This is a genomic window from Aliisedimentitalea sp. MJ-SS2 (assembly GCF_032586155.1).
In the GTDB taxonomy this organism is placed as follows: domain Bacteria; phylum Pseudomonadota; class Alphaproteobacteria; order Rhodobacterales; family Rhodobacteraceae; genus JAWHTC01.
The window spans coordinates 1,081,609-1,100,320 of record NZ_JAWHTC010000002.1; the positions used below are offsets into that span (position 1 = coordinate 1,081,609).

Consider the following 18,712-nt stretch of genomic DNA (forward strand, 5'->3'; position numbering starts at 1 on the left):
GAATGCTGAAGCTACGAGACCTGACCCTGCATTACGGGCATTCACAGATCCTCAACGGTATCTCGATGGAAGCTTCCCTTGGCGAAGTCACGTGCGTCATGGGCACCAACGGTGTCGGTAAGACCAGCCTGATCAAGGCCATTTCGGGCACCCATCCGCGTTCAGGCGGTGACGTGATCTTGAATGGGGAACCGTTGGGTGTTTTGCCCGCGCACCGGTTGGCCCATAAAGGTGTGGCCTATGTCCCTCAGGGGCGCGAGATTTTTCCGCTTTTGACCGTACGCGAAAACCTTGAAACCGGGTTTGTCTGCCTTCCACCCGACGCGCATTTCATTCCCGACGAGGTTTTTGATCTGTTCCCGGTCCTCAAGGAAATGCTGAACCGGCGAGGCGGTGATTTGTCGGGGGGGCAACAGCAGCAGTTAGCCATTGCACGGGCGCTGATCACCAAACCACGGCTCTTGCTGCTGGACGAGCCAACCGAAGGCATCCAACCTAATATCATCAGTCAAATCGGCGAGGTCATCCGCCATCTGCGCGCGCAAGGCAAAATGGCGATCGTCCTGGTCGAACAATACTTCGAATTCGCTTACGATCTTGCCGACAGGTTCGTGGTCTTGCGACGCGGCGAGGTGCTTGTGGCGGGGCAAAAGAACAAGCTCAAGAAGGAAGATGTTTTGGAAGGCGTATCGGTTTGAATTGAGCTTTGGTTTACTTACTAGATTCGTGACCGTCCCTGGGCGGCTCAGGTACGTTCTCGGAATGACCACTTTGTCCCGCGTAAGAGACTTTCAAGCCGCCCGCAGCAAAAGTCTGGTTCTCAGCCGATCTCATCAAAAGGTTTCGTGTACTTCTCTTGCGCCTGCAATCCGGTTGACCTTGCTGAGAGTGAGTTTGATTGACGCGACGCGCAGGCAAGCCTGCGGTTGATCAGGCCGCCAACCAGATTTTGGCGCTGCACGAACAATGCAGGTCAAGTTCACCGGCAGACGGGCAATACCCGCTGTGGCTGGTTCTTCAGGGAGCGCCGCCATTTGTTGATGATCGGCTGGAGGTTTCGTTTGGGCCAGAATTTCGGAGCGCCGATGGCCTTGCGGCACGTCTCGTTCCAATAAAGCCCGGCTTGGGACAGGGATTTTCCCGCCTTCACTGCACTGGCGACCGCTTTGATATCGCCGGATTCCGGATAGATGTAGAGCGTCGTCGGGTTGTCCTCGACCAGGGTTATAATTTCCTTGGAAGCGGTCTGTGACCAGGTTGTGCAGCCGTTGCTGCGGCCGCTGGTATAGTCCACCAGCCTTCCGAAGAAAACATACCCGTCCTTGTCGGCATGGGGGCTTTCGGGTTTCTGAAGGCGGCACTGCCATTTCAGGAACGTGGCCTGATGCCCGCCGATCGCCCGCTCGCGGGCGTTGTTCGTTTCTCCTTCGCCATCAAACAGCAGGAATGTGCGGTAAAACGGTGTCCGCTTGCCGGATCGGCTGTAATAGCCTTTGAATGATGTCCTTGTTTCGGCCGTCACATAGGATCCACCCATGGTCAGCTTGGACCCTTCTGCGTTGCTGAAGTTTTTCGCGCATTGCCGGCCGTTCGAGAAATTCGCGCGTTTCAGCTTTCGCCCGTTGCCATAGCCCGATGAGACCGCGCGGAACGATCTTTTGGATTCGCAAATGACGTAAAACCGGCGACCCGGTTTGCCGCTCTGCGAGGTGCTTGGGCGTGTCGCATCCATGGCAAGATAACAGGGGTTCGTGATAGCGCCCTGGCTGCGTTTTTTTTGGTGAAGTGCGCGTGCACGGTTCAGGATCACCTGTGCGATCTGACCGTCGCCGGTGCCGGCGTGTTTTTGCAGCCAAGCCGGAACGTCCGAGGATTGCGCCGCCGCCGGACCAGGACGTGAAACCGACAAGGCGGCAATGATCATGGTGGCAATGGCGAGACGGGGGGCATTCAACAGCAACGGATAAATCTCCTGCCAAAACATCCTCTTCGTCAACATAACCAAATTGCCAGGTTGAAGTCACTAGGGCTTGGATGACGGCCAATGGTTTCGGCTGATGACCGCTGTAGCGGCCCGGGATCAGGTTGACCTTGCTCATGGCGCATTCGAGAATAAGTAAAGAGTATCGGTGCCGTCATGCGCCAACGGTTTCGGAGTGTACCCATGAGTCCCGCCCAAGACATTGCCCGCCCGCAAAATGCTGTGCCATTCTGGCTGTCGCTTGTGTTGATCCCGATTGCCTGGATCGGGGCGGTTTATGGGGGGTGGACCGTGATCCTGCTGCCGGTGGCGACGTGGTATTTGTTTTCGGCGTTGGATGCGGTGTTGGGGCTGAACACGGAAAACGCCGATCTGAAGGCCAGCGAGGATGACATCAAATGGTACACGGTGATCACCAAGGCCTGGGTGCCATTGCAGTTTGCCACGCTTTTCGGGTTGATCTGGTACGTGACCGGGCCCGGCGACGAACACCTCAACGCGTTCGAGACCATCGTGCTGTTTTTCGGCGTCGGGGTGATCACCGGGACGGTGGGGATCAACTATTCCCACGAGTTGATGCATCAGAAGAACAACCTGGAGCGTTGGCTGGGCGATATCCTGTTGGCGATGGTGATGTATTCGCATTTCCGCAGCGAGCACCTGTTGGTACATCACCGCTATGTCGGTACGCCGCGTGATCCGGTGACAGCGCGATACAACGAAGGGTTCTACCGGTTCTATCCGCGCGTTTTGATCGGGTCGCTGAAATCGTCGTTCCGTGCCGAGAAAGAAAAACTGGCCCGTGCTGGGCGCGCCTGGACGGATCAGAGCAATCCGTTCTGGCGATATTGGGGTTTGCAGACGCTGATGTTGGCGTTGGCGTTGGGTGTCGGTGGGTGGGAAGGCCTCTTCCTGTTCCTCTGGCAGGCGGGCGTCGCGGTCTGGCAATTGGAGATCGTCAATTATGTCGAACATTACGGGCTGACCCGGAAGCATCTGGGCGAGGGCAAATACGAGCACGTGATGCCGCATCACTCGTGGAACGCGGCGCACAAGGCGTCGAACTGGCTGCTGATCAACCTGCAGCGCCATTCGGACCACCATTACAAACCCGATCGGCGATTCCCGCTGTTGCAGAACTATGGCGAGGATCAGGCGCCGCAGCTTCCCCATGGCTATCCGGTGATGACCATGGCGGCGATGGTGCCGTCGCTGTGGCGCCGGGTGATGAACCCGCGGGTACAGCGCTGGCGCGGGATGTATTATCCCGAGATCACCGATTGGCGGGACTACAACAAGGCGGCCAACCCGATGCCGCGGTAGGGCGGGGCGCGATTTTTCGTACGAGAAATCATGGCCGCCGCGCTGTGACGCAGGGGCAACGCCTTGGGGCTGTGCTAGCGTAAGGTGAATCGCGTCCAAAACCACCCAGGAGGTTGCCCATGCCGCTTGACCAGAATCAGCTTGATCTGATCCGTCAAAGTTTTGCCGCTTTGAAGGAAAACCCTGAGCGCCGCTCGCATGAATTCTACGAGGCGTTCTTTGACCGTGCACCTGAGGTCAAACCGATGTTTCGAGAAGACATCGAAGGACAGGGGATGCGGTTCCTGGCGACGCTGTCAATGATCGTGGGGCATCTGGATCAGCCGGAAAAGATGGCGGAACGACTGGAAGAATTAGGCCAAGGACACCGGGCCATGGGCGTGACGCAGGCACAGTTTGCTCCGATGGGTGAGGCGTTGGTCGCCACTCTGGCGGCGGCGCTGGGCGATGATTTCACCCCCGAGACCCGCGCGGCCTGGGAGGCCGGGTTTGCCGAGATCACCGCATCGGTGGTTGAGAAGGGCGGGATTGGTCAAGTCTAGTCTCGATCGCACATGGAACTGCGTTATCGTTTTTCAAGCGACAACGAGGAACGCTCGACCGACAGGCGTTTCTCGCAGAAATGTGCGAAACGTTTGAGACGTTTGACAAAGTGCCGAAAGACACTTGGACCAGCTGTCTTTGGCATTGAAGAGCTGGTGACCGTACGGTGATGGCTCGGGCGAGGGCGGCCAGCAGCATCATATCTTGTAACTGTTCTTAACAGGCTGGTGTCGGGCAATTGCATAGCGTTTCTCCAGGAACCAAATTGTCTATCTGGAAAGTAGCATTTCTTGTTGTATGATCAGATTCAGGAATACTTTTAGGCTGTTAGGAAAACTTTCAATGGAGCTGCTGGATTGGACAAAGCTTCCTTCGCTGACGTCGCTAAAGGCGTTTGAGGCGGCGGCGCGGGCCGAGAGTTTCAGCGCGGCGGCGCGTTCGTTGAATGTGACCCATGCGGCTGTGGCTCAGCAGGTCAAATCACTGGAAGAGCATCTGGGTGTACAATTGCTGCAGCGGTCGCCGAGCGGGGTTGCCGTGACGCCAGATGGACGCGACTTTGCCGAAAGTTTACGGGCCGGGTTCGCGATCGTTGCGGAAGCCGTGCGGGCGGTTGGTGAATCCGATGGCAATCGCCCAATCAGGATCACAACAACGGCGTTCTTTGCCGAAGCTGTAATTTTCCCGCGCATCGCTTCTTTCTGGAGCAAGTTTCCAGATACTGAGATCTCGTTCTCGTCTTCCGACGACATCGTGGACATTGTTGCCGAAGGGTTCGACCTAGCGATACGAGCCAGCGATAAGCCTTGGCCGGACTTGTCATGCCATTTGCTTTTGGAAAGCCCGACGCGCGCGCTTGCCGCGCCTTCGCTGGTTGATGATCCGAAGACGGATTGGAATAACCTACCGTGGCTCATACCTGACGACAGTCAATGGGAGCGAGAGGCATTGCGACAGTCTGGCATCGACACGAATTCAATCACGACCAAGGATCTGGGCAATCCATCGCTGGAAGTCAGAGCGGGCGAAGAAGGAATGGGGATTGTACTTGAATCCGAACTCGATGTGCGGTCGCAATTGTTGCAAGGTTCGCTGAAAGTGGCGCCAATCAAGATCACGCACATATCGGGGTACTATGTTGTGACCCCGCCGTGGAAACCGCGCGCTTCCGTACAGTTGTTCATCGACTGGCTGATGCACATGGGGCGCACCATTTCAACGTGACGAAGTTTGTCGAAAAAAATGCCCCGCCAAGAGGCGGGGCAGTTGAGTGCCATGTAGTCAGGCCACAGGCACCGGCGGTGTTCAGGGTGATGCGTTTGTCAGGGAACTTGGAGAACCGCCGTTACTGGTAAACGACAAACGCATTTAAAATCAGTTGCGCATTTCCGCGCGGATCTGCTGGCGGAAGAGGTCGATGGGCACGGTTTTGCCTTCGCGTTTGATGCCCCAGTAGGTCCAGCCGTTGCAGGATGGTGCACCCTCGCAATGGGCGCCGACCTGGTGGATCGATCCCTTGATGTCATCACCGATCAGGGTGCCATCGGCACGGACCTTGGCCTTGTGGCGACCGTTGAGAGAGTAGAGATCCTCGCCCGGGCGCAGCATGCCACGTTCGACCAGCTGGCCGAAGGGGACGCGGGGTTCGGCACGTTTGGAAGCGGAGACTTCGAGCGCAGCCTTGTCGAACTTGCGGATCTTGGACAGACGCTTTTTGGCGACCTTGCGATAGGCCTCTTCACGCTCGATGCCGATGAAATCGCGGCCCAGCATTTTCGCCACCGCGCCGGTGGTGCCGGTGCCGAAGAACGGGTCCAGGATTACGTCGCCGGGGTTGGTGGTGCCGACAAGGATGCGATGAAGCAGGGCTTCGGGTTTTTGCGTCGGGTGGGCCTTGTCGCCGTTTTCGTCCTTGAGCCGTTCGCCGCCATTGCAGATCGGGATGACCCAGTCCGAGCGCATCTGGATGCCTTCGTTCAGGGCCTTCAGCGCCTCGTAGTTGAAGGTGTATTTCGCGCCTTCGGATTTCGAGCACCAGATCAGGGTTTCATGGGCGTTGGTGAAGCGCTTGCCACGGAAGTTGGGCATTGGATTGGATTTGCGCCACACGACGTCGTTGAGGATCCAGAAGCCCTGGTTCTGAAGCTCGGTCCCCATGCGGAAGACGTTGTGATACGAGCCGATGACCCAGAGCGCGCCGTTGGGTTTCAGAAGGCGGCGAGCGGCCTTGAGCCATTCATGGGTAAAGCGGTCATAGACCTTGAAACTGTCGAACTGATCCCAGTGGTCATCAACCGCGTCGACCTTGGAATTGTCGGGGCGGTGCAGGTCGCCCTTGAGCTGGAGATTATAGGGCGGATCGGCGAAAATCAGGTCGATGGAATTGGCGGGCAACGCGTTCATTGCCTCGATGCAATCGCCGTCGAGAATCGTGTTGAGCGGGAGCGTTTTCACGCTCTTGTCGGTCTTGGTCTTCGTCATTGTCTGCCTCTGTCCCGGCCCCAATTTTGGGTGCCTGTTTGTTGGGCCTAGGATGAGTCAGAGATGATTCGCGGTCAAATTCTTTTTTGAATCAGTCACTTACATTTTTCTGTTGATACAAGATATTGTGGACCGGTTTGAACGAGCGTCTATGGTGTGGGGTTACCCCGAGATTTTGGAGCGCTGAAATGTGCTTTTTCGATCCATATCCGGCGTTGGTTTCCCAGCCGTAGCCGGGGTACTGTTGCGCAAGGGACAACATGCCACGATCACGCCATGTTTTGGCCACAATTGAGGCGGCCGAAATCGACAAAGATCGGGCGTCACCCTTGATTATTGCCTCGGCTGAAACAGTCAGGTCGCGGGGCAACATGTTGCCGTCGATCAGGCAATGATCGGGGGCATGCGGCAAACCGGCGATGGCCCGGGTCATGGCAAGGTGGCTGGCGCGCAGGATGTTGATCTCGTCAATTTCCTCAACCGTGGCTTCTGCAATCGAGACCTGGGCGCAGTCCATGATCTGGCCGTACAGCGCCTCGCGCCGTTTGGCGGTGAGTTTCTTGGAGTCGTTCAGACCCTCGGGGATGTTGGCGGGATCAAGAATTACGGCGGCAGCGGTGACGGGGCCGGCAAGGGGGCCGCGGCCGACCTCGTCTACGCCGACGATACGGGAAAAGCCGCGGTCGAGCGCGGCCTGTTCGAAAGAGAAATCAGGGACTGTCATGGATCAGGTGAAAGCGCAAAGCCGGGCGGCAGGCAAGGGGAAAGCGCTTCCGAAAAGACCGCCCCCCGTTCAAGGAATGCTCCCTGGGGACTGAACGGGGGGCGGCTGCTCGAGGCGGGCCGGGGGAAGGACAGCGACACGATCACCCCCGGCGCTGGCCTCGCCTCACCTTGGTCAGTGGCGGTTGAGATTGTTGGCGCGGCGGATGACTCGCTGAACGCACTGGGCATCGTAGCCGCGGATTTTACGACCACCGGCGCGAACCTTGGTCATGCAGTTCTGTGGCAGGAGCCAGGGCGCGCGGATCTTGTTTTCCATGCAACGTTTTTCATAGATCTTGTGCATGCCGCGACGGTTCTGGATTTTGATCAGGCAGCGGCGCGGCAGATCGACATTGCGCACACGATCCGGCAGCGGGCGCGGGGTGACATGCGTGCGCGTGCGGCGGTCGCGGTCACGGGTGCGCCCGTTGGCATCGCTGTCGCTGTGCACCCGGTCGCGGATGCGGCCATGGGTGTATGCGTCGTGGCGATGATTCACGTTGCCGTGGCGATGCCAGCCGTCATAGCGATGCGTATGAGTCGATTGGGTTACGGTGTCGGCCTTGGATTGCGAAGCCGCCGCGCCTAGGATGGCGAGAGCTGCCGCGCCCAGGATGACGTTGCGGGTGCGTTTGTCGGCCTGGGCCTGGGAGGCGGTTATGCCGGCGACGGCGACCGAGGCGGCAACAACGAGCGAGATGAACTTGCGGGACATGAGGTGTTTCCTTTCCTGTGTGCGTATCTTGGGTCGGGCGGCGAGTGAGACCCGCGGCGCCGTTCGTGGGACCAAGATCGGGCCGGACGGGAAAGACAGGCAATATCAGCGCCCTGTTATCGAATATCGTGGCCAAAACGGGCCTGGGTTATTGAATAACGCGGCGCATCGGCGCAGGTTGGGGGCATGAAACGGATTGCACATATCATGACTTTGGTGGCCGGGCTGGTCCTGGCATCCACGGCGGCGCAGGCGGCCTGTGTCGTCGAATACAAGGCCAAGCGCGACAACCCGCTTGAGCTTTTTTATGACGTGACCCAGGTTGGCGGCGATTGCAGTGTTGCAGATGCCACCGAGCGTCTGCGTCGAAAGCTGACAAAGCAGGGGCTGACCTTGCTCAAGGTATTGTCGGTGACCAGGCAGTAACTCGGACAAAAAAGCGTTTCGAGTTAACGTTGACTCACGGTGTAAACTCGAAATGCGCGAAACATTGAAATGTTGTGGGCGCTTCGACATATTGTCGTGACCCAACAATAAGTCGAAACGCTTTGGGGGCTCCATGTCCGAACAGTCTCATTCCGCCGCAGATATGCGCCGCACGGGCAACCGCCTGGTGATTGCTGGCGTGATCGCCATTGTCGCAATCCTGACGATGGCGGCGGTCTTCTTGTTTCTGTCGCTGCCCGATGCCAATGCGTTCAATGCCCGGGTCGAACGGATCTTTGTCGAGAATGACGCGCTGACCACGGGGTCGGAAATCAAGCTGCTGGAAATCCTTGCCCTGTCGGGGACGGCGTTTTCCGAAACGTTGACGTCCTATCGGATGGTGATTTTCGTGTTGCTGGTTTTTGCCACTGCCCTGCTGATTGCGGCGCTGGTATTTCTGGTGATGCTGGTGGCAGTGAACCGGCGCATGGCCCAGATCGAGCGCGCGGGGATCCAGGTGAATTCGCTGTTGATTTCGCGCGAAGAGAATACGGTTTACCTCAACAACCTCGGATTCAAGCTGACCCCGGCGGCAATGGAGACGCTAAGTGTGCTGGCCGAGGCGCGAATGGATGACGATGTGTTGTCGGGGTCCGAGATCGAGGGGATGATCTCGGGGCGCGACGCGTCGGATTGCGAAGAGGCTGCCGGCGCGACGCGGGTCAAGCGGCTGCGCGATACGCTGGGCAATCAGCTGGTCAGCGAGCTCTTGGTGAAGAACATCGCGCGGCGTGGCTATATCCTGTCGATCGACAAGGACGTGATCCAGGTGTTGTGAGGTAAGGCGGGGTGAAACCCCACCTTGCATTCAATCAGAAATCTCTGCGCGCAACTCGCGCATCAGGATGCCCAGCGTTTTTTGATAGCGTTCGCTGGCCAGGTGGCCCTCGTCGTCGAACTGGTTTGACCCGTCGGCCACGGCCAGTTCCGGGCCGGGAAGGAGGCGCGGGCGAAACGGGGTCATCATCGCGCGCAGGATCACCTGGGCGCGTTCGCCGCCGGCGCGGCCGTCGGCAACCGACATGATCGCCACCGGTTTGCCTTTCCAATGCATGCCCTTGACCCGGCTGACCCAGTCGAGGGCGTTTTTCAGAACGCCCGAGGGGGCCTTGTTGTATTCGGGGGTGACGATGATCACGGCGTCGGCCTCGGCGATTTGCTCGGCCAGCGTTTGGACGGCGGCGGGGATGCCATGGGCGTCTTCGTCATCGCCATTATAGAGCGGCAAGTTGAGGTCGGCGACGGTGAACTCGGCCTCGCCGAAGGCACGGGCGGCCACGTGCATGAGTTTACGGTTCTGGCTACCCGCGCGGAGAGAACCGCAAAGGCCGAGGAGTGTTGGTTGGGTCATGAAGGTCTTTCCTGATCGCTTGCTTCACCCGAAATAAGGCGTGGTGCGGGGTGGGGCAAGACAGCGGTGCGCATGGGATGCCTGCGGAAATGCATGATCCCGCCGGACAAGGGCGGGATCACAGAATGTTTGTCAAAGGATGGGATCAGGCCGCGTTGGGCAGGATCACGATCTCGACCCGGCGGTTTTGTTGCCGCCCCTCGGGCGAGAGGTTCGAGGCGACCGGCTGGCTTTCGCCACGGCCGGTGGACTGGATCCGGCTCGAGGCGACCCCTTCCGAGACCAGCACCGTGGCCACGGATTCGGCCCGGCGATAGGAGAGGTCCTGATTATAACCGGCATCGCCGACATTGTCGGTGTGTCCCAGGACCTGCACCGTGCTGTCAGGATAGGCATTGAGGTTGCTGGCCACGGCGCGGATGTCACGTTCGAGATCGGGGCGCAGCGTGTCGCTGTCGGTGGCAAACAGGATGTCCTGTGGCAGGGTCACGATCAGGCGGTCGCCTGTGTTGGTGATCTGCACGTCGTTGCCGACGCTCTGGCGCAGGTCGGCCTCTTGCTTGTCGAGAATGGACCCGGCGACAACGCCGCCCGCCGCGCCGACGACGGCGCCGAGCGCCGCGCCTTTTGCGCGGTTGCCGTCACCGGCGACGATCGCCCCCAGTGCGGCACCGAGACCGGCGCCCATCAGCGCGCCCTGCTTGGTGTTGTAGTCTGGATCATCGGGGTTCAGATAGGCCGGATCGGTGCAAGCCGTAGTGGTGGCCAATGCCCCGACGGCCAGCGCCAGCGAGATTTTCGATACATATGTCATGGTGTTTACCCGTTCAGCCTCAAGTCTGTGGTGTCGTGCCGCATTTTGCGGTCGTTATGCAATAACAGGCTCAATATACGCCAGCAGCGCCCCCGACCCAAGGGAAGATCGGGGGGAAATCGGCGGCAATTCGCGCATATCCACGGCACCGGGTCTAACCTGAAGCCACTATGCGAAACGTCTGCAACGCTTGACAAAACGGACGGCCAAAAATCTCAACCCTGTGCGAACTATGCGCTTCACCAGGCGCAGCCGATCAGCGCAAAATGTACAATCGATGATAGAGGTATTGTGCTTTTTGTTTTGAGAGGTGTCCAATGACAGCCAAATGCCTCATGCTTGATGTCGATGGCGTCCTCGTTGATGGTCGCCCTTGCGATGGGCGGCGTTGGGACTCCGATCTGTTGGAGGACTTGGGCCTATCGCCGGCTGTGCTTTTTGAAAACTTCTTCACGGCCGAGTGGAACGACATTGTTGTCGGAAAAAGGGAACTCTTGCCGACACTTGAAACAGTGTTGAAGCGCCTTGCTCCAATTGTCCAAGCCAAAGACCTCGTAGCCTACTGGTTTGAAATGGATTCTCGTATCATACAAGCCGTTTTGTCAGATGTCCGTATAGCAAGAGGTCAAGGAATTCCTGTGCATCTCGCGACCAATCAAGAGCACATGCGAGTTGAATACTTGATGCAGACAATGGGCTTGCGCGACGAAGTCGATGGCATCATTTATTCAGCCAAAGCAAGGTGTAAGAAACCGAGCTCCGAGTTCTTTGCTTTTGCGGAACAGACAACCGGGTATCGACCTGACGATTTGCTCCTGGTTGACGACACTTTGACAAATGTTGAAGCCGCGCGCGCATCTGGGTGGTCTGCGGTTCATTGGGATGGAACCAAAAAGCTTTCAGCTATTTTGCAACGCAGCATTGGGTAGTGTTGGCCCAAAGCCGCCGTCCGCTAGACGGTTGAGCATTCTTGAATAACTCCACGTTGCAAACAATCCTGTCAGGCCTCGGCGCGGGCGCTTTCCCATGCGAGCAGCGCGCGCTTGACCGGCAGGCCCCAGTGATAGCCGCCAAGAGCGCCGGATTTGCGCAGAGCACGGTGGCAGGGGATCAGCCAGCTGACCGGGTTGCGGCCCACGGCAGTGCCGACGGCGCGCACGGCGCGGGGTTTGCCGACGGCCTGAGCGATTTCGGAATAAGTGCTGACGTTGCCTGACGGGATTTGCAGCAGCGCCTCCCAGACCTTGATCTGAAAGGGCGCGCCGATCATGTGCAGCGCGGTCTCGCCTTTCTGCTCGAAGGCGGCGTCGACCAACGGTTTCAGGCGCATCGGGTCCTCGGTGAAGGTGGCGTTGGGCCAGCGGCTGACCATATCTTCCATCGCGGCCTCGGTGCCGGTTTCCGCGGCAAAGGCCAGCCCGCAAATGCCCTTTTCCGTGCCCATGACGAGGGCGAGGTCGAACGGACTGTCGAACCAGCCCCAGAAGACCTCGAGACCATCACCCTTGCGGGCAAATTCGCCGGGGCTCATCGCCTCCCATCGGATGAACAGATCGTGCAGGCGGCCCGACCCCGAAAGGCCGAGGGAATGGCTGACCTGAAGGGTGGTCATGTGTTCGGATAGCATCTTCTTGGCCTGACCCAGTTGCAGGTATTGCTGATAGCGTTTCGGGCTGACGCCGACCCATTGCGAAAACAGCCGTTGGAAATGGGCGGGCGACATGTCCATCTGCGACGCCAGATCCTCCAGCGACAAGGGCGCATCGGCGGCGTCGATCAGGTCAAGCGCGCGGCGCATGACGTGGTAGTGATAGCTCTGGTTCTGGTCGGCGGTCATGGGCTTGGTCCTTTTGGCTTGCCTATGAACCTAGTGGCTGTTGGAGGGTGAGGCGACCCGGATTTTGCGCATTTGCCGGATGTGGATTGGCGCGGTATGAGCAAGGCAACGCGAAAGGTGTGGCCGATGAAAACAGTGACCTCGATTGAAGAGTTGGAAACCCTCTATTCCGAACCGGTGCCTGCGTCCCTGACCAAGGTGACCGCGAAGATGACGCCGCTGTATCGGCAATGGATCGAGGCGTCGAAGTTCGTCGTTGTGTCGTCGGTCGGGCCGGAGGGGACCGATGCCAGTCCGAGGGGCGATGATGGCCCGGTGGTGCGGATCGCGGATGAGCAAACGGTCTTGTTGCCCGACTGGAAGGGCAACAACCGGATCGACACGCTGCGCAACATCGTGCGGGACGACCGGGTGAGCCTGATGTTCATGGTGCCGGGCTGTACGAACGTGGTGCGGATCAACGGCACGGCGGTGCTGGCCGTGGACGAGGGGTTGCGCGAGAGCTTTGCCAAGGGCGGCAAACTGCCCGCGACGGTGATCGTGGTGCGCATTGGCGAGATGTATTTCCAATGCGCCAAGGCGATCATGCGGGCGAATTTGTGGGGCGGGGATGCGCCGGAGGTGCCCACGGCGGGGCAGTTCATCAAGGAGATGAAATCGGATTTCGATGCCGAGGGGTATGACAGTGGCTATCCGGAATATGCCAAGGGGCGGTTTTGGTAGTAGAAAGCCAACAAAAAGGTTTGCAGGCGATCGTCAGAATTCCGTCAAGATGCCGTAGTATCGCTTAATCGGTTCACGGGCATTTAAAGTATGCGGGGTGCAATTTGCAGGACGACCATTTACACGAAACGCACGGAATAATGTGCGGTCACGTGCACACCGGTGAACGACCGCTCCGACTTATCGAGCACGGCCCTGATGGTCAGTGGGACCTTATGTGCGGAGAAACCGACCATGACACTCAGGAAGCGGTTAACGCGGCTGTCGTCGATTGCAAAGACTGCGCTATGAAGGGTCTCTTTCTACCGCACAGTGTTCAGAATCTTCCAATGGGGCATTTGGCTGAGTTTGAGCCAAGCAAAGAGCGCTGGGACGTAAGGCAAATGACGTCTGCTGAAATTGCTGCGTATTACGAAGAATGACGGCTTCGGCAGACAGGGCGTTGCCCCTAATGAGAATTGCGCTGGCTTTCGACCTTTGGTTGCCAACCATCCCACCCCGCCTTATCAAACCTGAAACGCAACCCCGGGGCGGCGCCATGGCCAAGCAGCTTGACTACCACACGATCCGAGAGATTTTCACCCGGTTCCAAGAAGCCGAGGCCGAGCCCAAGGGTGAGCTGGATCATGTGAACGCCTATACGCTGGTTGTGGCGGTCGCGCTGAGTGCGCAGGCCACGGATGTGGGGGTGAACCGGGCGACGAAGGACCTGTTCAAAATCGCCGATACGCCGCAGAAGATGCTGAATCTGGGCGAAGAGGCGTTGATCGAGCATATCAAGACCATCGGGCTTTACCGCAACAAGGCCAAGAACGTCATGAAGATGGCGAAGATATTGGTCGAGTACTATTGCGGCGAGGTGCCCAATTCACGCGCGGCGCTTGAGAGTCTTCCGGGGGTTGGGCGCAAGACGGCCAACGTGGTTTTGAACATGTGGTGGCATTATCCGGCGCAGGCGGTGGATACGCATATCTTTCGTTTCGGCAACCGCTCGGGTGTATGCCCGGGAAAGGACGTGGTGGCGGTTGAACGCGCCATCGAGGACCATATCCCGGTCGACTTCCAGCAGCATGCCCATCACTGGATGATCCTGCACGGGCGCTATACATGCGTCGCGCGCAAACCCAAATGCGCGGCCTGCCTGATCCGGGATCTGTGCATGTTCGAGGACAAGAATCTGTGAGCCGTCAGAACGTTTCTTCGGGATCGCCGCTTGAGCCGCAGATCGGGTTTTCTTGGGCGGTGCGGATTGGCAGTCACGTGGCGGTGGCCGGTACTGCGCCGATTGCCGACGGTGGCGGCACCGCGGGTGTGAGCGATGTGGCCGCGCAGACGCGCCGCTGCCTTGAGATCGGGCTTGAGGCATTGGCCGAGGCCGGAGCAGGCGCTAGGGATGTGATCCGCAGCCGGATCATGCTGACCGATATCAGCCGCTGGAAAGAGGCGGCGGAGGTGCACGGCGAGGTGTTCGGAGATATCCGCCCGGTCTGCACATTTGTCGAGGTCAGTGGTTTCATAAACCCGGAATGGTTGGTCGAGACGGAACTCGACGCCGTGATGTCAGAGGAAGAGCAATGAGCAAATATCAGGTTGTCGGCATCGGCAACGCCATCGTCGACGTGATTTCGCAATGCGATGACAGCTTTCTCGACCTGATGGGGATCGAGAAAGGCATCATGCAACTGATCGAGCGGGAACGCGGTGAGCTGCTTTATGGCGCGATGGGAAACCGCACCCAGGCGCCGGGAGGTTCGGTTGCCAATACGATTGCCGGCCTCGGATCGCTGGGGCTGTCGACGGCCTTTATCGGCCGGGTGCATGATGATGCGCTGGGGCAGTTCTATGCCCGCGAAATGGCGGCCGACGGCACTGATTTCGTCAACCCTCCGGTGCCAGGGGGTGAATTGCCGACGTCCCGCTCGATGATCTTTGTCAGCCCAGATGGCGAGCGGTCAATGAACACCTATCTCGGTATTTCGGCCGAGCTGGGCCCCGAGGATGTGGATGACGCCGTAGCAGGGCAGGCCGAGCTTTTGTTCCTGGAAGGGTACCTGTTTGACAAGGACAAGGGCAAAGAGGCGTTCCTGGCGGCGGCGCGGGCCTGTCGTGCAGGGGGCGGCAAGGCGGGAATTGCCCTGAGCGATCCATTCTGCGTTGACCGCCATCGCGATGATTTCCGCCGGCTGGTCAAGGAACTGGATTATGTCATCGGCAATTCCCACGAATGGGAATCGCTCTACCAGACCGATCTGAGTGCGGCGCTGGAGCAGGCAAGCCGGGATGCAGGTATGGTGGTCTGCACCCGTTCAGGACATGACGTTGTGCTGCTTAGCGGGGATGAGTTGGTGGAAGTTCCGGTTGACGAAATCGTGCCGGTGGATGCCACCGGGGCAGGCGACCAGTTCGCCGCCGGGTTTCTTTATGGTGTGGCCACCGGGCAGAGCCTTGAAGTGTCGGGTCGCATGGGATGCGTTGCTGCCGCCGAGGTGATCTCCCATTACGGTGCACGGCCCGAGACGGATGTGAAAGCCTTGTTCAAGGACGCCGGGCTGATCTGATGGTCGCCGCTTTTACGACCATGGCGCGTGTTTCAGGGTTGCCGGGTTTCGCGAACAGTATCTGGGCGAAGAAAGTACACGTGTGGCGCACCCCCTCACGGCTCAGAGTTTTCCGTCCAACCGATAATGTCCGGTCATCGGATAGCGCAGCAGGAAATCCTCCAGGCGCGCGCCCGCGCCGACATTGTGAATGATCATCGGCCGTTCCGTGCCGGGAACAAGCTGATCCGAGACGATGCCGATATGGGGCAGGCCGCGGCCGAGGGTCCAGGTGACGATGTCGCCAGGCAGGAAGATGGTTTGCTCATCCGGCATAGGCAGGGCCATGCCACCGCGTTTGAAATAGCGCCGCAGGTTGGGCACGCGGCGGTGGTCGATGTTGCGATCGGGGCGCTGGAGGCCCCAGATTGCCGGGTAACGGGAAAAGGCTGCACGCATGTCTTCGTGAACCAGCTTTTGCAGGTCGATACCGTGGGCGTCGCGCAGGGCGCGGATCAGCACATCGGTGCAAACGCCGCGCTCGCGGGGCACGTCGCCGCCCGGATAGGACAGGCTTTGGTAGGCGCCGTCATAGATCGTGGTGATGCCGATCTGGCTGCGCGCCGAGGTGATCAGGGCCCGAGACCAGTCCGAGCTGGGAAGAGGTTCGGGCGCAGGGGTGATTGCCGTGGCCGGGACAAGGTCGGACAGATAGGCCCGGGCGATGTTCCAGTGGTGCGGTTTCGCCAGCCCGATGGCCGCGGTGAAGATGACGGCCGTGAACGCGAGGATGAGAACAAGGGTCCGCATGCGGGCAGGTTAGGGCTGTGGTTTCGCGATGCAAAGCCGTTGCCCGGATCGGGTGGGAAATCGGCAAGGGATGGCCGGTCTGGTGCGGGGCGTTTGGGGGGAAGAGGCGGCTGCGCGTATTTGCCCTGCAAATGCGCCGAGGTGAGAGGCTGGACAACGACCCAAGCGGGGCTCGTTACGGCTGCTTCCTTCCGGACCTGACCGGGTTGGCGAGGCGCCTGCCCGCGCCAACCTCTCACGCTTGGATATAGGCTTGTGGACGGGGATTCGCAAGATGCTGCGGCAAACCCCGAAACAGACAAGGATCAGAGCGTGATCCGAAACTCGGCAAACCCGTCGGACGTGTCGCCAAGATCACGCAATTTCGGCAGATGCGGGTCGTTCAGGTAGTCGCGGGCCACCGGTGAGGTCTGGAACCGCGCAGTGGCGCCTGCGAGCGGCGTGAAGGACCAGACCCGTTTGGACGTGAAATCAAGCGGGCTGTTGTTGCGGATATAGTCGAGCAGAATGTCGTGGATCGAGACCGGGCTTTCGAACACGATTTCGGGTGCGCTTGCATCGTCCGGGTCGGCAGGCGCGCCGGGAAAGCCGACACCATAGACGCGGAACGCGTTGGTGGCCACGAGGAAGATCTGGTCATCCCGCACCGGTGAGCCCTTGTGGCAAAGGTTGCGGATACGCCGGGTTGCAGGGTTGATAACCGACAGATGGTCGTCATATCGCGGTGGCTGGCGCAGGTCGATTTCATAGGTCAGCCCGCAGATCACGTCGAACTTGTAGCCTGGGAAGCTGTCGATCAGCAGCGGAACGTCTCGTGGTGTGCCGGGTGGAATGTGGGTAAACAGGCTGGCGGCATGTTCCAGCCATTCGCGCAGCTGAGCACCCACAAGCCGGACGGCACAGAACGTGTTGGGATAGACGTAAAGATCGCTGACCGATCGCCGTGTCAGCGGGCCTGTGGGAACGCAGGTATAGTGATCGGGCCCGCCACGGCGGCCGGTTTTGAACGGTGCGGCCACGGACAGGAGCGGCAGGGTCGCAAGCTCGGTATCGGCGACAGCACGGCGCAGAAACATGGCCTGGGCCTGGGCCACCAGTTGCACCGAGGCGTCGTTGGCGATCATCGAAAAAAAGCTGTGCAGGGGGTTGCGTGTTTCGCCGACGGGTTCACGGATGTGGTTCAGCGTGCGGACATGGGCCGGTTCGCTCAGGCTGCAGAGGGTGGCGTCTTCGGTAACGACTTGACTCACTTGGCCCGCGCTGCTGCGCCGCGCCAGCGGCAAAAGCGTTTGGTGTGACGCATGAACCCGCCAGTTGCCCGAGGCATTGCGGGTCAGGGTCAGATCGGACTGGCCCAGGTGATTGCCGCCAAAGCCCGGCATCAGAACCGGCGTGCCGTGGATCGTTCCGGCATCGTTGTTGATGGCAGGATGAACCGGACCATCGCCGTGCGGCGCGGGAAACGTCAGGTGGGTGTGTCCGGCCAGAACGATATCGACGCCGGCCAAGCCGGCCAGTTCGATGGCGGCGTTTTCCGACCCTGCGTCCGAGTGGCCCGGATCGATGCCCGTATGTGCCAGAAGCACGATGAGATCACAGCCCTGAGTACGGAGATCGGCGATTTCGGTCCGGGTCGCGGCTACCATGTCAGAGGTGGTATAGCTTTCGGCGAGCTTATGGTCCCAGTCAATGGTCTGCGGTGGCAGACAGCCGGTGACGCCGATACGCAGGTCATGAGGTTGCCCGCGCTGATCGACAAGGCGGCGCGACAGGATGGTATGAGGTGGAAAAACCGGCGTGTTACGACCCGCCGGGTTCAGATGGAGGAAATTGGACGAGACCACCGGAAAATCGGCATCTTCCAGCGCCCGCGACAGGAAGTCGATGCCATGGTTGAAATCATGATTGCCTGGAGCGAACCCGTCATAACCCAGGGCATTCATGGCGTTGACCATCGGATGAGTCACGCCTTGCGGCAGGCCGCGGTTGGCGGTGAGATCGCAAAGGGCGCTGCCCTGCAGCATGTCGCCCGTGTCGAACAGAAGTGAATTGGCGGCGACCGCACGGGCTGCACGAATCAATGTGGCCGTGCGAGCAAGGCCGAGAAATTCCGACGGCTTGTCAGCAAGATAGTCGTAGCCGCGCAGTGCGCCGTGGACGTCCGAAGTATGAAGAATGCGCAGGTGGATTTCACAGAAGTCCGGGCCGGTGAATTGCGTGGGTTCATGCGCCAAATTGCTTTTGCCTCGAAATAGGACAGACCCCGAGCGGCCGTCACTTGGGCTGAGCGGTCTTCACAGCAGCCTAGTTGCCACTTGCGGGAAGTCAACAGCAGGGTTGTTATTT

The 18,712-nt window shown here is 59.4% G+C and carries 20 protein-coding genes and 1 other RNA gene; 11 read left to right on the forward strand and 10 right to left on the reverse strand.

Going from position 1 to position 18,712, the window contains the following annotated elements; genetic code table 11:
- Positions 1-2: 2 nt before the first annotated feature.
- Positions 3-698 carry an urea ABC transporter ATP-binding subunit UrtE gene (gene urtE, locus RXV86_RS11835; protein ID WP_316299886.1) on the forward strand — a complete coding sequence of 232 codons (696 nt, stop codon included), beginning with the start codon at positions 3-5 and terminating at the stop codon, positions 696-698.
- Between the two features lie 281 nt (positions 699-979).
- On the opposite strand, the gene RXV86_RS11840 is transcribed toward urtE, so the two are convergent.
- On the reverse strand, positions 980-1,984 hold the full coding sequence (locus RXV86_RS11840) for a murein L,D-transpeptidase catalytic domain-containing protein (protein WP_316299889.1): 1,005 nt from the start codon (positions 1,982-1,984) through the stop codon (positions 980-982).
- Between the two features lie 180 nt (positions 1,985-2,164).
- Here RXV86_RS11840 and RXV86_RS11845 point away from each other — a divergent pair, with 180 nt between their 5' ends.
- The 3 genes from RXV86_RS11845 to RXV86_RS11855 all read left to right on the forward strand — a co-directional run bounded on the left by RXV86_RS11845 (position 2,165) and on the right by RXV86_RS11855 (position 5,071).
- Positions 2,165-3,304 carry an alkane 1-monooxygenase gene (locus RXV86_RS11845; RefSeq protein WP_316299891.1) on the forward strand — a complete coding sequence of 380 codons (1,140 nt, stop codon included), beginning with the start codon at positions 2,165-2,167 and terminating at the stop codon, positions 3,302-3,304.
- A gap of 119 nt (positions 3,305-3,423) precedes the next feature.
- A complete protein-coding gene (locus RXV86_RS11850) occupies positions 3,424-3,846 on the forward strand; it encodes a globin domain-containing protein (protein ID WP_316299892.1) in 423 nt (140 codons plus the stop codon).
- 343 nt (positions 3,847-4,189) lie between these two features.
- The gene (locus tag RXV86_RS11855; RefSeq protein WP_316299894.1) at positions 4,190-5,071 is read left to right on the forward strand and encodes a LysR substrate-binding domain-containing protein; all 882 of its coding nucleotides are present in this window, start codon (positions 4,190-4,192) and stop codon (positions 5,069-5,071) included.
- A gap of 150 nt (positions 5,072-5,221) precedes the next feature.
- Here RXV86_RS11855 and RXV86_RS11860 read toward each other — a convergent pair whose 3' ends face one another.
- The 3 genes from RXV86_RS11860 to RXV86_RS11870 form a co-directional block, all read right to left on the reverse strand.
- A complete protein-coding gene (locus tag RXV86_RS11860) occupies positions 5,222-6,328 on the reverse strand; it encodes a site-specific DNA-methyltransferase (protein WP_316299896.1) in 1,107 nt (368 codons plus the stop codon).
- Between the two features lie 91 nt (positions 6,329-6,419).
- A complete protein-coding gene (locus RXV86_RS11865) occupies positions 6,420-7,052 on the reverse strand; it encodes a ribonuclease HII (RefSeq protein WP_316299899.1) in 633 nt (210 codons plus the stop codon).
- A 174-nt stretch (positions 7,053-7,226) separates the two neighbouring features.
- Positions 7,227-7,808, reverse strand: a complete 582-nt coding sequence (locus RXV86_RS11870; RefSeq protein ID WP_316299901.1) for a hypothetical protein — start codon at positions 7,806-7,808, stop codon at positions 7,227-7,229.
- A 186-nt stretch (positions 7,809-7,994) separates the two neighbouring features.
- Between RXV86_RS11870 and RXV86_RS11875 the strand changes: the two genes are divergently transcribed.
- Both RXV86_RS11875 and RXV86_RS11880 read left to right on the forward strand, forming a co-directional pair.
- Complete coding sequence (locus tag RXV86_RS11875; protein ID WP_316299904.1) at positions 7,995-8,234, forward strand: hypothetical protein; 240 nt, start codon at positions 7,995-7,997, stop codon at positions 8,232-8,234.
- A 163-nt stretch (positions 8,235-8,397) separates the two neighbouring features.
- Positions 8,398-9,072, forward strand: coding sequence for a hypothetical protein (locus tag RXV86_RS11880; protein WP_316300267.1), 675 nt, complete (start codon positions 8,398-8,400; stop codon positions 9,070-9,072).
- A gap of 30 nt (positions 9,073-9,102) precedes the next feature.
- Here the strand turns inward: RXV86_RS11880 and RXV86_RS11885 are convergent, their stop codons facing one another.
- Positions 9,103-9,645, reverse strand: coding sequence for an NAD(P)H-dependent oxidoreductase (locus tag RXV86_RS11885; RefSeq protein ID WP_316299906.1), 543 nt, complete (start codon positions 9,643-9,645; stop codon positions 9,103-9,105).
- Between the two features lie 145 nt (positions 9,646-9,790).
- Entirely contained in the window at positions 9,791-10,459 is a 669-nt protein-coding gene (locus tag RXV86_RS11890) for an OmpA family protein (RefSeq protein ID WP_316299909.1), read from the reverse strand.
- Positions 10,460-10,794: 335 nt separating this feature from the next.
- Here RXV86_RS11890 and RXV86_RS11895 point away from each other — a divergent pair, with 335 nt between their 5' ends.
- Positions 10,795-11,388: an HAD-IA family hydrolase gene (locus tag RXV86_RS11895; RefSeq protein ID WP_316299912.1), complete on the forward strand. Its 594-nt coding sequence runs from the start codon at positions 10,795-10,797 to the stop codon at positions 11,386-11,388.
- Between the two features lie 71 nt (positions 11,389-11,459).
- Here RXV86_RS11895 and RXV86_RS11900 read toward each other — a convergent pair whose 3' ends face one another.
- Positions 11,460-12,296 carry a bifunctional helix-turn-helix domain-containing protein/methylated-DNA--[protein]-cysteine S-methyltransferase gene (locus RXV86_RS11900; protein WP_316299914.1) on the reverse strand — a complete coding sequence of 279 codons (837 nt, stop codon included), beginning with the start codon at positions 12,294-12,296 and terminating at the stop codon, positions 11,460-11,462.
- Between the two features lie 126 nt (positions 12,297-12,422).
- Between RXV86_RS11900 and RXV86_RS11905 the strand changes: the two genes are divergently transcribed.
- From RXV86_RS11905 to RXV86_RS11920, 4 genes are all read left to right on the forward strand, one after another.
- Complete coding sequence (locus tag RXV86_RS11905) at positions 12,423-13,019, forward strand: pyridoxamine 5'-phosphate oxidase family protein (RefSeq protein ID WP_316299918.1); 597 nt, start codon at positions 12,423-12,425, stop codon at positions 13,017-13,019.
- Between the two features lie 538 nt (positions 13,020-13,557).
- The gene (nth, locus tag RXV86_RS11910) at positions 13,558-14,202 is read left to right on the forward strand and encodes an endonuclease III (RefSeq protein WP_316299921.1); all 645 of its coding nucleotides are present in this window, start codon (positions 13,558-13,560) and stop codon (positions 14,200-14,202) included.
- On the forward strand, positions 14,199-14,597 hold the full coding sequence (locus RXV86_RS11915; RefSeq protein ID WP_316299927.1) for a Rid family hydrolase: 399 nt from the start codon (positions 14,199-14,201) through the stop codon (positions 14,595-14,597). The genes nth and RXV86_RS11915 overlap by 4 nt, the downstream gene beginning before the upstream one ends.
- Positions 14,594-15,577 (forward strand): adenosine kinase, encoded by a 984-nt coding sequence (locus tag RXV86_RS11920; protein WP_316299932.1) that lies wholly within the window; start codon positions 14,594-14,596, stop codon positions 15,575-15,577. The genes RXV86_RS11915 and RXV86_RS11920 overlap by 4 nt, the downstream gene beginning before the upstream one ends.
- A 102-nt stretch (positions 15,578-15,679) precedes the next feature.
- On the opposite strand, the gene RXV86_RS11925 is transcribed toward RXV86_RS11920, so the two are convergent.
- The 3 genes from RXV86_RS11925 to RXV86_RS11935 form a co-directional block, all read right to left on the reverse strand.
- Positions 15,680-16,366: a DUF1287 domain-containing protein gene (locus RXV86_RS11925; protein ID WP_316299935.1), complete on the reverse strand. Its 687-nt coding sequence runs from the start codon at positions 16,364-16,366 to the stop codon at positions 15,680-15,682.
- A 139-nt stretch (positions 16,367-16,505) separates the two neighbouring features.
- An RNA gene (gene ffs, locus RXV86_RS11930) (signal recognition particle sRNA small type) lies at positions 16,506-16,604 on the reverse strand.
- Positions 16,605-16,671: 67 nt separating this feature from the next.
- Complete coding sequence (locus tag RXV86_RS11935; RefSeq protein WP_316299937.1) at positions 16,672-18,600, reverse strand: bifunctional 2',3'-cyclic-nucleotide 2'-phosphodiesterase/3'-nucleotidase; 1,929 nt, start codon at positions 18,598-18,600, stop codon at positions 16,672-16,674.
- Positions 18,601-18,712 lie beyond the last annotated feature (112 nt).